The sequence below is a fragment of the Paraburkholderia sp. RL18-085-BIA-A genome (assembly GCF_046027075.1).
In the GTDB taxonomy this organism is placed as follows: Bacteria; Pseudomonadota; Gammaproteobacteria; order Burkholderiales; family Burkholderiaceae; genus Paraburkholderia.
In genome coordinates this window covers 211,344-224,298 of record NZ_JARESU010000001.1, presented here as the reverse complement: position 1 = coordinate 224,298, position 12,955 = coordinate 211,344, and the positions used below count along the sequence as shown (strand labels likewise).

12 protein-coding genes and 1 pseudogene are annotated in these 12,955 nt (G+C 62.1%); 10 read left to right on the top strand and 3 right to left on the bottom strand.

Features of this window, described 5'->3' with window-relative positions; translation table 11 throughout:
• Positions 1-74 precede the first annotated feature (74 nt).
• The gene (lpdA, locus tag P0D89_RS01000) at positions 75-1,850 is read left to right on the top strand and encodes a dihydrolipoyl dehydrogenase (RefSeq protein ID WP_408376032.1); all 1,776 of its coding nucleotides are present in this window, start codon (positions 75-77) and stop codon (positions 1,848-1,850) included.
• 298 nt (positions 1,851-2,148) lie between these two features.
• Here lpdA and P0D89_RS00995 read toward each other — a convergent pair whose 3' ends face one another.
• Entirely contained in the window at positions 2,149-2,721 is a 573-nt protein-coding gene (locus P0D89_RS00995) for a phasin family protein (RefSeq protein ID WP_095418901.1), read from the bottom strand.
• 774 nt (positions 2,722-3,495) lie between these two features.
• Here P0D89_RS00995 and pbpG point away from each other — a divergent pair.
• Positions 3,496-4,689, top strand: a complete 1,194-nt coding sequence (gene pbpG, locus P0D89_RS00990) for a D-alanyl-D-alanine endopeptidase (RefSeq protein WP_408376031.1) — start codon at positions 3,496-3,498, stop codon at positions 4,687-4,689.
• A 108-nt stretch (positions 4,690-4,797) separates the two neighbouring features.
• On the opposite strand, the gene P0D89_RS00985 is transcribed toward pbpG, so the two are convergent.
• Positions 4,798-5,604: an IclR family transcriptional regulator gene (locus P0D89_RS00985; protein WP_408376030.1), complete on the bottom strand. Its 807-nt coding sequence runs from the start codon at positions 5,602-5,604 to the stop codon at positions 4,798-4,800.
• A gap of 179 nt (positions 5,605-5,783) precedes the next feature.
• On the opposite strand from P0D89_RS00985, the gene P0D89_RS00980 reads away from it, so the two are divergent.
• Positions 5,784-6,512, top strand: coding sequence for a (Fe-S)-binding protein (locus P0D89_RS00980; RefSeq protein WP_408376029.1), 729 nt, complete (start codon positions 5,784-5,786; stop codon positions 6,510-6,512).
• A gap of 122 nt (positions 6,513-6,634) precedes the next feature.
• Positions 6,635-8,049: pseudogene (locus tag P0D89_RS00975) on the top strand (lactate utilization protein B).
• A 243-nt stretch (positions 8,050-8,292) separates the two neighbouring features.
• Here the strand turns inward: P0D89_RS00975 and P0D89_RS00970 are convergent.
• The gene (locus tag P0D89_RS00970; RefSeq protein ID WP_408376028.1) at positions 8,293-8,826 is read right to left on the bottom strand and encodes a hypothetical protein; all 534 of its coding nucleotides are present in this window, start codon (positions 8,824-8,826) and stop codon (positions 8,293-8,295) included.
• A 264-nt stretch (positions 8,827-9,090) separates the two neighbouring features.
• On the opposite strand from P0D89_RS00970, the gene P0D89_RS00965 reads away from it, so the two are divergent.
• The 6 genes from P0D89_RS00965 (at position 9,091) to iscA (ending at position 12,932) form a co-directional block, all read left to right on the top strand.
• A complete protein-coding gene (locus tag P0D89_RS00965; protein WP_408376027.1) occupies positions 9,091-9,330 on the top strand; it encodes a hypothetical protein in 240 nt (79 codons plus the stop codon).
• A gap of 192 nt (positions 9,331-9,522) precedes the next feature.
• Positions 9,523-10,056, top strand: coding sequence for a low molecular weight protein-tyrosine-phosphatase (locus P0D89_RS00960; protein WP_408376026.1), 534 nt, complete (start codon positions 9,523-9,525; stop codon positions 10,054-10,056).
• Positions 10,057-10,151: 95 nt separating this feature from the next.
• Entirely contained in the window at positions 10,152-10,682 is a 531-nt protein-coding gene (iscR, locus tag P0D89_RS00955) for a Fe-S cluster assembly transcriptional regulator IscR (RefSeq protein WP_149668166.1), read from the top strand.
• 74 nt (positions 10,683-10,756) lie between these two features.
• Complete coding sequence (locus P0D89_RS00950) at positions 10,757-11,980, top strand: IscS subfamily cysteine desulfurase (protein ID WP_408376025.1); 1,224 nt, start codon at positions 10,757-10,759, stop codon at positions 11,978-11,980.
• A gap of 64 nt (positions 11,981-12,044) precedes the next feature.
• Entirely contained in the window at positions 12,045-12,458 is a 414-nt protein-coding gene (gene iscU, locus P0D89_RS00945; RefSeq protein WP_408376024.1) for a Fe-S cluster assembly scaffold IscU, read from the top strand.
• A 150-nt stretch (positions 12,459-12,608) separates the two neighbouring features.
• On the top strand, positions 12,609-12,932 hold the full coding sequence (gene iscA / locus P0D89_RS00940) for an iron-sulfur cluster assembly protein IscA (protein WP_408376023.1): 324 nt from the start codon (positions 12,609-12,611) through the stop codon (positions 12,930-12,932).
• The last annotated feature ends 23 nt before the right edge of the window (positions 12,933-12,955 follow it).

The following is a 12,955-nucleotide window of genomic DNA, read 5'->3' as shown; positions in this document are numbered from 1 at the left end:
TTTTGCGCTGAGTGAGGCTGCCTTGCCCTGTTCACGCTGCCTCATCGTCACGATCAACAAGAGAAGGGGACACCATGAGTCTCGTCGAAGTAAAAGTGCCGGACATCGGTGACTTCAAGGACGTCGATGTCATCGAAGTCAACATCAAGCCGGGCGATGCGATCGAAAAAGAACAGTCGCTGCTGACGCTCGAATCCGATAAGGCTTCCATGGAAGTGCCGAGCGATACCGCCGGCACCGTCAAGGAAATCCGCATCAAGGCCGGCGACAAGGTTTCGCAAGGCACGGTCATCGCGCTCGTCGAAACGTCGGCGGACGCGGCGCCCGCGAAGGACGCGCCCAAGGAAGCCGAGAAAGCGCCGGCGCAAGCTGCCGCTCCCGCCGCCGCGCCCAAGGCGGCGGCGCCCGCGCCACAAGCCGGCAGTTTTTCCGGTAGTGCGGATATCGAGTGCGACATGCTCGTGCTCGGGTCGGGCCCGGGCGGTTATTCGGCCGCGTTCCGCTCGGCCGATCTCGGCATGAAGACGGTGCTGGTCGAGCGTTATTCGACACTCGGCGGCGTCTGTCTGAACGTCGGCTGTATTCCGTCGAAGGCGCTCTTGCACACCGCGCTCGTGATCGACGAAGCCGAAGAACTCGGCGCGCACGGCATCACGTTCGGGAAGCCGCAGATCGATCTCGACAAGCTGCGTGATTTCAAGTCGGGCGTCGTCAAGAAGCTGACCGGCGGTCTCGCCGGCATGGCCAAGGCGCGCAAGGTCGAAGTGGTGACGGGCACCGGCGCGTTTGTCGATCCGAACCACATGGAAGTGCAGACCGAAGGCGGCAAGAAAGTCGTCAAGTTCAAGCAGGCGATCATCGCCGCCGGCTCCGAAGCGGTGAAGCTGCCGTTCATTCCGGAAGATCCGCGGGTGGTCGATTCAACCGGCGCGCTCGAATTGCGGCAGATTCCGCAGCGCATGCTGGTGATCGGCGGCGGCATTATCGGTCTGGAAATGGCGACTGTGTACGCGACGCTCGGCGCGAAAATCGACGTGGTCGAAATGCTCGACATCCTGATGGCCGGCGCGGACCGCGACCTGGTCAAGGTCTGGGACAAGTACAACAGCAAGCGTTTCGCAAACGTCATGCTGAAGACCAAGACCACCGCGGCCGAAGCGAAGGACGACGGCATCTACGTGTCGTTCAAAGGCGAGCAGGCGCCGGCCGAAGCGCAGCGCTATGACCTCGTGCTGGTCGCGGTCGGCCGTACGCCGAATGGCAAGAGGATCGGCGCGGACAAGGCCGGCGTCGCGGTGACGGATCGTGGCTTCATCGACGTCGACAAGCAGATGCGCACCAACGTGCCGCACATCTTCGCGATTGGCGATATCGTCGGACAGCCGATGCTCGCGCACAAGGCGGTGCACGAAGGCCACGTCGCCGCGGAAGCCGCGCATGGCGAGAAGGCGTACTTCGACGCGCTGCAGATTCCGTCGGTGGCCTACACCGATCCGGAAGTGGCTTGGGCCGGCAAGACGGAAGACCAGTTGAAGGCCGAGGGCGTCAAGTACGGCAAGGCGGTGTTCCCGTGGGCCGCTTCGGGCCGCGCGATCGCCAATGGCCGCGACGAAGGCTTCACGAAGCTGCTGTTCGACGAGGAAACGCACCGTGTGATCGGCGGCGGGATCGTCGGTCTGAATGCTGGCGACCTGATCAGCGAAGTTTGTCTCGCGATCGAAATGGGTGCGGATGCAACGGATATCGGCAAGACGATTCATCCGCATCCGACGCTCGGCGAATCGATCGGCATGGCCGCCGAGTTGTATGAAGGCGTCTGTACCGACCTGCCGCCGCAAAAGAAGAAGTAACGCCGCTCGTTTGGGGGCCGTCCGCTTGCGGGCGGGCCCGGCGAAGCAAAGAAAAAACGGCGCGTCCTGTGAAGGACGCGCCGTTTTTTTGACCCCGGACAGGGCAGAGCAAGCACGAAGACCGGCAAAAAAATCCCGGCCTTACGCCGGGCAAACGATACGCTGTTCAACGTATCGGAGCGTTCGGCCAATCGAACCGTGTGAGCGGCAACGGCGCGACGCTGTTGTTTGCGATAACGCCGGCCCAGCGAGTGCGCTGGGCCGGCGTGGGGTGCTGCGTCAAAGCGAAGGCTGAAGCTTAGACTGCCTTCTTGGCCGAGCGCGATGCTTGTGCGGCGGCTTGCGAAGCTGCCTTCGATGCGGCCGTAGCGGCTGCATTGAAGTTGCTTTCTGCGATCTCGACGGCTTGCTTGGTTGCCTTGTGGACCGTTTCGTACGTGGTGTTGGCGGCGGTGATCGCCGACTTCATCACGGCAACTGCGGTTTCCGAACCGGCCGGTGCGTTCTTCGCGACGTTTTCGACGAGCGACTGAACCTTGCGGTTTTGTTCTTCGAACTGGGCTTCAGCGACGCGGGTGAATTCACCTTGCGTTGCCGAGACGATTTCATACACGTGGCGGCCGTACGACAGCGCCTTTTCAGCCACCGGCTGCGCGAGGCTTGCCTGCAGCGCCAGCAATTCCTGCGCGTCCTTCACCGACAACGCGCGTTGGGCATTTTCCTGGCTTTCCGCGAGGGTCGACTTCACGACTTGCAGGTTCAGCTCAACCAGCTTTTCGACGCCTTCAAATGCTTTGGTCGTCAGACCGAACAGCGTTTCGAAGTTGGCTTTCTGGGCTGCGGCGAATTGCTCGGGGGTCAGCAGAGTCATGGTTTACGCTCCTGGGTAGCGGTCTGTCTGTGCGGACCGCATTGGGTGGGTGGCGAGACGCGTTAGGTCGTCTCACCGGACCGCGATGTATTGTGCATCGCAGCAATGGTTCCCATTTTAAGATAGGCGCAACGAATGTCAAGTACTTTTTGTGCGTCGCACAATATTAAGAAATTGTTGATAAAACAATACCTTATGCAGTAAGCATGACATTCAGATGACGGCGGTCGATTCGTCGGCGCACTGCACTGGTGCGGCAAAAAAGCGGCTACTGTTATCGATTTGTCAGCTAATTTCCGCAGGAATGTCGCGGTGGATCGCTTGGTGGTAACGTCTTGCATCTTGAAAAATCTGGGCATTTGCCAGCTTCCGTGTAAACCGCAAACTGTCACGGAACGTTAATGACCTAAGCCGGTCGAACGCGCGTCGGATGATCTCCAGCAGGCGTTTAAGAGTTTGGACGCGAGGCCCCGACGACGTTCAACGGCATTGGCGCCGCCGCATCTGCCAGTGCCGACCGTATTTCCCCTGATCAAGGTTGTCTCGAACTTGCCGTTATGCTGCAAGAATCCCCTCGATTCGCGCTGAGACGGCAATGGTGAGACGCGGTGCGCCTCGATCGTTTTTTTCGATCGAGGCCCGGCACTTATTCGTGTTTTTGCGATCGGAGCTTAGAAGCCGGTTTAAGGAGTGCTCATAAGTGCTTCAAATTGCTAATTTTTCGTTGTTTTACTACACTTGCGGAAACCTCTCGCCGCTCCCTATAGAACACCCATGAAAACCGACATGTTTTCGTCGCTAAAAGTGATCCACGGCGCGGCCCGCAGCACCGCTCTGTCGGTGGCCGTCTCCCTGGTCGTCGCAGCGGCGTTCGCCGCGCCCGTCAGCACTTTTGCCGCCACGCCTGCTGAAACTACAAAAACCTCCAAACACGCAAAAGCCGCGAAGAAGCCGGCCGCCGCCACTGCCGCCGCGAAGGAGTCGGGCAAGTCGGCGAAGGCCGGCAAAGGCGCGGCTGCGAAGACCGTGGCCGCCGCGGACGACGATGCGCCGCGCGCCAGCGTCAAGCGCAAGCGCGTGAGCTTCACGTCGAACGGCCGTCATCACTCGGTGGTGCGCCGCGTCGCGTACGAGCCACGCCAGCCGACCGTCGGGCAGGCTTTCGGTCTGCACGAAACGCCGGACGCGCTGATGCTGCGCTCGAGCGTGGCGTATGTGATCGACCAGAATACCGGCGAGTCGCTGTTCGACAAGAACTCGCGCGCCGTGGTGCCGATCGCGTCGATCACCAAGCTGATGACGGCGATGGTGGTGCTCGATTCGAAAGAGCCGATGACCGACCAGATCGAAGTCACCGACGAAGACCGCGACTACGAGAAGAACACTGGCTCGCGCCTGTCGGTGGGCTCGGTGCTGTCGCGAGAGGACATGCTGCACATCGCGCTGATGGCCTCGGAAAACCGTGCCGCCGCGGCGCTGTCGCGTTACTTCCCGGGCGGCCGCCCGGCGTTCCTCGCGGCGATGAACGCCAAGGCGAAGCAACTCGGCATGACCGACACGCATTTCGAAAATCCGACGGGTTTGACGAGCCAGAACGTGTCGAGCGCGCGTGACCTCGTGAAGATGGTCAACGCGGCGTACCAGTATCCGGTGATTCGCCGGTTCTCGACCGACCACAGCTACGACGTGTACACCGGCAAGCGCACGCTGGCGTACAACAGCACCAATGCGCTGGTGCGTAACCCGACGTGGGACATCGGCCTGCAGAAGACCGGTTTCATCAACGAAGCGGGCGAGTGCCTCGTGATGCAGGCCACCATTCATGGTCGTCCGATGATCATGGTGCTGCTCGATTCGTCGGGTAAGTACTCGCGTTTCGCGGACGCCTCGCGTTTGCGCACCTGGCTGGATAACGGCGGCGATCAGGCGCGCATTACCAGCGCGGACGCTGGCGGTCCGGGCACCTGACTGGGTGCGGCGGCCGACCGGCTTTTCCGGATCGGCCGGTTCGAAAAAAAAGCCTCGCGAATGCGGGGCTTTTTTGTGCCGAATGCCGACGGAAAAGTTGCCGTGGCCCTAGCTGTGCTGACCGCGCGAATGGTCGTGCGGCGCTTGCGGCCGATAGCCGAGCGATTCGGAAATCATCAGCGCCGTCTGGCTGAGCTGCCCCAGCCAGGAGTCCTGCAAGCGGTCCGCCGGCGCCGACAACGACAGGCCCGCGACCAGCTTGCCGGTGTCATCGTAGATTCCTGCTGCAATACAACGAACACCGAGTTCCAGTTCCTCGTTGTCGCGCGCGCAAGCCTGCTGCCGCACGTGCGACAGTTCGCGCTCCAGCTTGGTCAGGTCGGTGATGCTGTTCTGCGTGTGCCCCGACAGCCCGGTGCGCGTCGCGTAAGCCCGCACGCGGGTCGATTCGTCGGCGGCGAGGAACAGCTTGCCCACCGAGGTCAGGTGCAACGGCGCCCGCCCGCCGATGGCCCGCACCACCTGCATGCCGGAGCGTTCGGAGTACGCGCGTTCGATATACACGATCTCGTCGCCCTGGCGCACCGACAGATTCACGGTCTGGCCCGTCTGGCGGTGCAGGTCGCGCATTGGCGTGAGCGCCGCGTCGCGTACCGAGAGGCGCGCCTTCACCAGATTGCCCAGTTCGAGCAGGCGCATGCCGAGACGGTAAGTGCCGGGGTCCGAGCGGTCGACCAGCCGGCACATCACCATATCGTTCAGGATGCGGTGCGCGGTGGACGGATGCAGCTCCGTGCGGATAGCGAGTTCTTTCAGGCTGACCGGGTCGCTATGCGCCGCGAGTGCATCGAGCAATCGCATCATGCGTTCGATCACCTGGATCGAAGTTTTGGGATCCGGGTTCGTATCGCTCATGGGAGGAATCGGGTGGCGCGTCAAACAGCGGAAATTGATTGTATCTCGTATTGTGAAAAAAGCGAACGCGCTTCGAAGGGCTGCTCCGATTTCGTCCCACGTTCGTCCTATGCCTTCTGGCCGTTGGTATTGTGCGCCAAACAGCGGATAATCAGGGACGTTTTCCCGAAGGAGGGCTCATGCGAGTCGGATTGTTCGTCACCTGCCTGATCGACCTGATGCGTCCCGAAATCGGTTTTTCGGTCATCAAACTGATCGAAGGCGCCGGTTTCGAGGTGGTGGTGCCCCCCGCGCAGACCTGTTGCGGTCAGCCCGCGTACAACTCGGGAGAGCGGCGCATCGCACGCGATCTCGCCGAAAAAACCTTGCGCGAGTTCGAACAGTTCGATTACGTGGTGGTGCCGTCGGGGTCGTGCGGCGGCATGATCCGCGCGCACTATGGCGACCTGTTCGCGGACGATCCCGAGCTGATGAACCGCTTCGGGCGGTTGCGCGCGAAGGTGTTCGAGCTGACCGATTTCCTGGTCAATGTCGCCAAGGTGCAATTGCGGCCGGGCGAGTTGGCGGGCCAGGGTCAGGTGACGTATCACGACTCCTGCTCGGGCTTGCGCGAACTCGGCGTCAAGAGCCAGCCGCGCGCGTTGCTCGCGCAAGTCGGCGTGGCGGTGAAGGAGATGAAGGACTGCGAGCATTGCTGCGGGTTCGGCGGCATGTTCGCAGTCAAGTACGGCGATATTTCGACGGCGATCGTCGACGAGAAATGCGCGAATATCAGCGCGAGCGGCACTGGGACTGTGGTGCTCGGCGATCTTGGCTGCATGCTCAATATCGAAGGCCGTCTGCGGCGGACCGGAGACTACACGACGCGGGTGCTGCACATCGCGCAGGTGCTGGCCGGCGACGTATGAGGGCATCGCCCGTTCGCCACGCGCCATCTCGCACCACCCGCGCCACCCGCGCCATTCATTTCACGCTAGTCGTTCCGCGCGTATGTTCTGCGCGTTTCGCTTCGATTCCGCCTAAGGCCGTCATGCAAGTTCAATCGATGCAGTTCAAGGCTCGCGCTGGTCAGAAGCTCGCCGACCAGCGTTTGCAGCAGAACCTGACCAAGCTGTCCACCAAGTTCGTGTCGGCCCGCGCCAGGCGATGACTGCGATCGACTTTCCGGCGACCCGCGCCGCGCTCAAGGAGCGCCGTAATCGCGCGCTGGAGAATCTCGACGTGTGGCTGGAGAGCTTCGAGCGCGAGGCGACCCGGCGCGGCGTGACGGTGCTGTTCGCCGAGACGACCCAGGAGGCCGCGCGGATCGTCGGCGATATCGCGCGCAAGCACGGCGTGAAGAAGGTGATCAAGACCAAGTCGATGGTCACCGAGGAAATGCGCCTGAACGAAGTGCTCGGGCAGATGGGCGTGCAGTCGATCGAAACCGATCTCGGCGAGTACATTTTGCAGATCAACGACAACGAGCCGCCGAGCCACATCATCGCGCCGGTCGTCCATAAGGATAAGGACGAGATCGCCGACCTGTTCGCGAAAATACACGGCCGGCCGCGTCTGACCGAGATTCCCGAGATGACGCGCGAAGCGCGCGAGATGCTGCGGCCGCATTTTCTGAGCGCGGACATGGGTGTGACGGGCGGCAACTTCGTCGTTGCGGAAACGGGCTCGGTCGCACTCGTCACGAACGAGGGCAACGAAGGCATGTGCACGGTAATGCCGCGCGTTCATGTTGCCGTGACCGGCATCGAGAAGGTGCTGCCGACGCTGGAGGATCTCGCGACGGCGATGCGTCTGTTGCCGCGCTCGGCGACCGGTCAGGCCACGTCGAATTATTTTTCCGTGTTGACCGGACCGCGCGGCGCGGGCGATCAGGATGGTCCCGAACATATGTATGTGGTGCTGGTCGACGGCGGGCGCACGGGGCTGATCGGCGGCGATTTCCAGGAGATGCTCAGGTGCATCCGCTGTGGTGCGTGCATGAACCATTGCCCGGTTTATCAGAAGGTGGGCGGCCATGCGTATGGGTGGGTATATCCGGGACCTATGGGCTCTGTGTTGACGCCGAGCTATGTCGGGATCGACAAGGCGCTGGATTTGCCGCAAGCCGCGACGCTGTGCGGCGAGTGCAATAGCGTTTGCCCGGTGGGAATTCCGCTCTCCGATCTGTTGCGCAAGCTGCGCGAAAAACAGGTGGAGCGGCGTCTGCGGCCCTGGAAGGAGCGCGTGGGTCTTGCCGTGTGGGGTTTTCTGGCGCTGCATCCTGATGCTTATGCGCTCTTTACCAAACTGGCCGTGCGGGTGCTTGAGCGCATGGGCGGGCGCAACCGTTCGATCGCCAAACTGCCAATGGGTGGCGCTGGCTGGACCAATACGCGCGAGATGCCGGCGCCGGTCGGCCGGACGTTCAGGGAGTTGTATGCCGCCCAGCGCAGCCATATCGGCTGAGATGCACGGCATCGACTAAAGGCGCTTCGGTGCTGGTGGGGACGCGAGCTGCCAACCTTGTATCGCGTCGTCGGGCAAATGAGGCTTACGCGCAGTCATGCAACCCGTGTTATCGCGCCGCCGCGCTGACGGTGCGGTGCCTCTGCATTTCCGTGCGTGATGCAACTAGACGCCGGATGAAGCCATGAAGCGACGCGAGGCGGAGAAGGCCTCGAAACAAGCGGCCCCCTCGAAACACATCGCCTAATGATTAGTCGGCTGTCCAGGCTCACGGCCGTTGGAGCCTCTCGATTGCCCGCCACCACCGCCATTACCGCGTCCGCCTCCATTGCCGGCTTGCTGCTGTGGCGACGCCGGCGGCGGACCTCCCGCGCCGGGGTGCGGCCCGCTTGACCCGCTGGGGCCGCGCGGCCCGCCGACCGCGCCCTGAGGCGGTGGCCCACCGTTCGGCGGTCCATGTCGGCCACCGTTGTCGCCGTGGTTGTCATGGTTACCGTCATTGCCGTTGTGCGGGCGGTCGCGGTCGGGGTAGCCCCGATAACCCGGCCCCGGCCCGTAATAGCGGCCCGGGGCACCGTAATAGCCCGGACCGGAATAATTGCTGTACCCCATATAGACGTTGGTTTGCGGCATGGCCGGGCCGCCGGCGGCGTAGCCGTCATAACCTTCATAGGCGCCGTAACCGTTGCCGTACATCGGCGTACCGTCCGGGTAGACTGCGCAGCCGGCAAGCAGGGCAGCGACGACGAGGCCGGCGAGTGGTGCAAAACGTTTCATTTCAACGACCAGTGCGTGAGGATTACTTTTGTAAGACCGCCATTATCCCCATCCGTTAGTTCGCGTTTGTATATGTTTGTAAGGATTTCTTTTTCATGCCAGCACGCTGGTGCGTGAAGCAGCGAAACTGTCTGGTGACTGTTCCACTTGGAGCAACGCTGTATCTCGTGGCAGTGGGTTTTCCCCGATTGTGAATTCCTATAGGATTTGTGCCGGGCATAGTGGGTCACAAGCTCATGCGTCCCCTAATCGGAAAACGACATCATGAAAAAGACAATATCGGTGTACTGGCCCCTCGCCATTGTTGTGCCGCTCGCAGCGCTCGCTTTTTTGCACATTAGCGGCAATGCCGCTTCGCGCGCGCCGCAGGCTCCCCTCGATGCGGATCAACTGACCGCCGAACTGGCGCGCGCGGTTTCGTACGGCATGATCGATGCCGCGGCGGCGCTGCCGGCTAAACCGATCCGCGCGGCTGCCGCGATGCCGCTCGCCGAAGCATCCTAAGGGTGCCAGGCGCGAGGCGGAATACGGCGGAGCGGCCAGCGCGCGCCGGCTACACATCGCGCCCGCTGGCTCCGTCGTAGCGCTTGACCCCGCCGGAGCGGCCTCGGGCGAAATTCTGCCTCGCTTTGTATAATCGCGGCACCGTTTGCTAACTGTCGGTCTTACCCTCGCGCGAAAGCGCCCGAACCCCAGATGAAAACCGTGTCCGTCTGTTTCGTGTGCCTCGGGAACATCTGCCGTTCGCCCACTGCGGAGGGCGTGATGCGTCATCTGGTCGAAGAAGCGAAGCTTGCGGAGCGCATTCTGATCGACTCCGCCGGCACGGGTGACTGGCACATCGGTAGCGCGCCCGACGAACGCGCGCAGCATGCGGCCGGACAGCGGGGCTACAAGCTGGCCGCGTTGCGCGGCCGGCAGATCAGCGCAGCTGACTTCGAGCGCTTCGACCTGCTGATCGCGATGGACGACAAGAACGTCGCCGCGCTCCGGCAGATCTGCCCGCCCCGGATGCGCGACAAGATCCGCCTGCTGATGGAGTTCGTGCCGGAAGCGGACAGCCGTTGGGGCGGCACCCGCGAAGTCGCCGATCCGTACTTCGGCGGCGCGGAAGGTTTCGAGCAGGTGCTGGATCAGTGCGAAGCCGCCTGCCGCGGCCTGATCGCCGCCTTGCGTCCGCAATTGCTAACGGTTTCAGCCGGCAAAGCACCGGGCGGCGGCAGCAATTAAGCAAAGGACACAAAATTGAAGGGGGTATACTTGACTAAATCGCTCATGTATTTATACTTGACCAAACTTGTCGAGAATAGCGGTTCCCACACCATATGAGACTCACCACGAAAGGCCGTTTCGCCGTCACGGCGATGATTGACCTGGCGCTGCGCCAGGAGCAGGGCCCGGTGACGCTTGCGGGTATCAGCCAGCGCCAACATATCTCCCTGTCCTATCTCGAGCAGCTGTTTGGCAAGCTGCGTCGTCACGAAATCGTCGAGTCCGTGCGCGGCCCCGGCGGCGGCTACAATCTGGCCCGCCGCGCCGAAGACGTCACGGTGGCCGACATCATCATCGCGGTCGACGAGCCGCTCGACGCCACCCAGTGCGGCGGCAAGGGCTCGTGCGAGGGCACCAAGCAGCACGACGGCCACTGCATGACGCATGAATTGTGGTCGACGCTGAACCAGAAAATGGTCGAGTACCTCGATTCGGTGTCCCTGAAGGATCTGGTCGATCAGCAGCGTTCGCGCGAAGGCGCGCCGACGGTGTTGCGCGACAGGCGCAACGAAGCGCCGCCGGTCGAGCCGGTCCGCGTCGCGCCGAAAGGTCCCAATTCCGTTTTCAACATGGCCGGTTCCTGAGGCGCGGTATCGACTACGCCGCAGCCTGACAAAGAACCCAGAAGCCAGAGCACATGACGTCCCCGGAGCAATTGATGAACAACGACTCTCTCCATCTGCCCATCTACATGGACTACAGCGCCACGACCCCGGTCGATCCGCGCGTGGTGGACAAGATGATTCCGTATCTGCGCGAGCAGTTCGGCAACCCCGCATCGCGCAGCCACTCGTATGGCTGGGACGCGGAGCGCGCAGTCGAAGAAGCGCGTGAGAACGTCGCCGCGCTGGTGAACGCCGACCCGCGCGAAATCATCTGGACCTCGGGCGCAACGGAGTCGGACAACCTTGCGATCAAGGGTGCGGCGCACTTCTACAAGAGCAAGGGCAAGCACATCGTCACGGTGAAGACCGAGCACAAGGCCGTGCTCGACACCTGCCGCGAACTCGAACGCGAAGGCTTCGAAGTCACGTATCTGGACGTCAAGGACGACGGCCTGATCGACCTCGAGAAGTTCAAGGCCGCGCTGCGTCCGGACACGATCCTGGTGTCGGTGATGTCGGTGAACAACGAAATCGGCGTGGTCCAGGACATCGAGGCGATCGGCGAAATCACCCGGGAGAAGGGCATCATTTTCCACGTCGACGCAGCGCAAGCCACCGGCAAGATCGCGATCGACCTGCAAAAGCAGAAGGTCGACCTGATGTCGTTCTCGGCGCACAAGACCTACGGTCCGAAGGGCATCGGTGCGCTGTACGTGCGTCGCAAGCCGCGTATCCGCATCGAGGCGCAGATGCACGGCGGCGGTCACGAGCGCGGCATGCGCTCGGGCACGCTGGCCACGCACCAGATCGTGGGCATGGGCGAAGCGTTCCGTATCGCGCGCGAAGAAATGGCGACGGAAAACGAGCGCGTGCGCATGCTGCGCGACCGTCTGCTGGCTGGTCTGTCGGAAATGGAAGAAGTGTATGTGAACGGCGACATGGAAAAGCGTGTGCCGCACAACCTGAACATCAGCTTCAACTTCGTTGAAGGCGAGTCGCTGATCATGGCGGTGAAGGACGTCGCGGTGTCGTCGGGCTCGGCCTGTACATCAGCGTCGCTGGAGCCGTCGTACGTGCTGCGCGCACTGGGCCGCAACGACGAGCTCGCGCACAGCTCGATCCGCTTCACGGTGGGCCGCTTCACGACCGAGCAGGATGTCGACTACGTGATCAACCTGCTGAAGGGCAAGATTTCCAAGCTGCGCGACCTGTCGCCGCTGTGGGAAATGCACCAGGACGGGATAGATATTTCGACCATCCAGTGGGCAGCGCACTGACGCGCCGTGTGGACGACGTCGAATTCATCGAATTGCAGGTTGAAACGAATCAAGGAGTGTAATCATGGCTTATAGCGACAAGGTTCTGGACCACTACGAAAACCCGCGCAACGTCGGTTCCTTCGCGAAGGACGACGATGCGGTCGGCACTGGCATGGTCGGCGCGCCGGCCTGCGGCGACGTGATGAAGCTGCAGATCCGCGTGGGCGCGGACGGCGTGATCGAAGACGCGAAGTTCAAGACGTATGGCTGCGGTTCGGCGATCGCGTCGAGTTCGCTCGTCACCGAATGGGTGAAGGGCAAGACACTCGACGAGGCAATGTCGATCAAAAACACGCAGATCGCCGAAGAACTGGCGCTGCCGCCGGTGAAGATCCACTGCTCGATCCTCGCGGAAGACGCGATCAAGGCAGCGGTCGCCGACTACAAGCAGCGTCACGGCGAAGCGGTGGTCGAAGGCGACCAGCAGCACGCCTGAGCAGCGAGTGAATGGAAGCGGACGGCGCGCGGTATCAAAGCGCCGCCCAGCATGAGCGATATTTGATGCAGGCAGGGTAGCAGCGCACAAGCAGTCACATGGGTGATCGACACCCGGGTGACGGCCACGCACTGCGCAATGAGAAACGCTATGGCAATTACGTTGACCGAAAAGGCAGCACAACACGTCCAGAAGTATCTGACCCGTCGCGGCAAAGGCGTCGGACTGCGTGTCGGCGTGCGCACCACCGGTTGCTCCGGCTTGGCCTACAAGCTCGAGTACGTGGATGACCTCGCGCCCGAAGATGAAGTGTTCGAATGCAACGGCGTGAAGATCATTGTGGACCCGAAGAGCCTCGCCTATATCGACGGCACGGAACTCGACTTCGCGCGTGAAGGGCTGAACGAAGGCTTCAAGTTCAACAACCCGAACGTGAAGGATGAATGTGGCTGCGGCGAATCGTTCCGCGTGTAGATTCGAGGCTTTTCCGCGTGCAG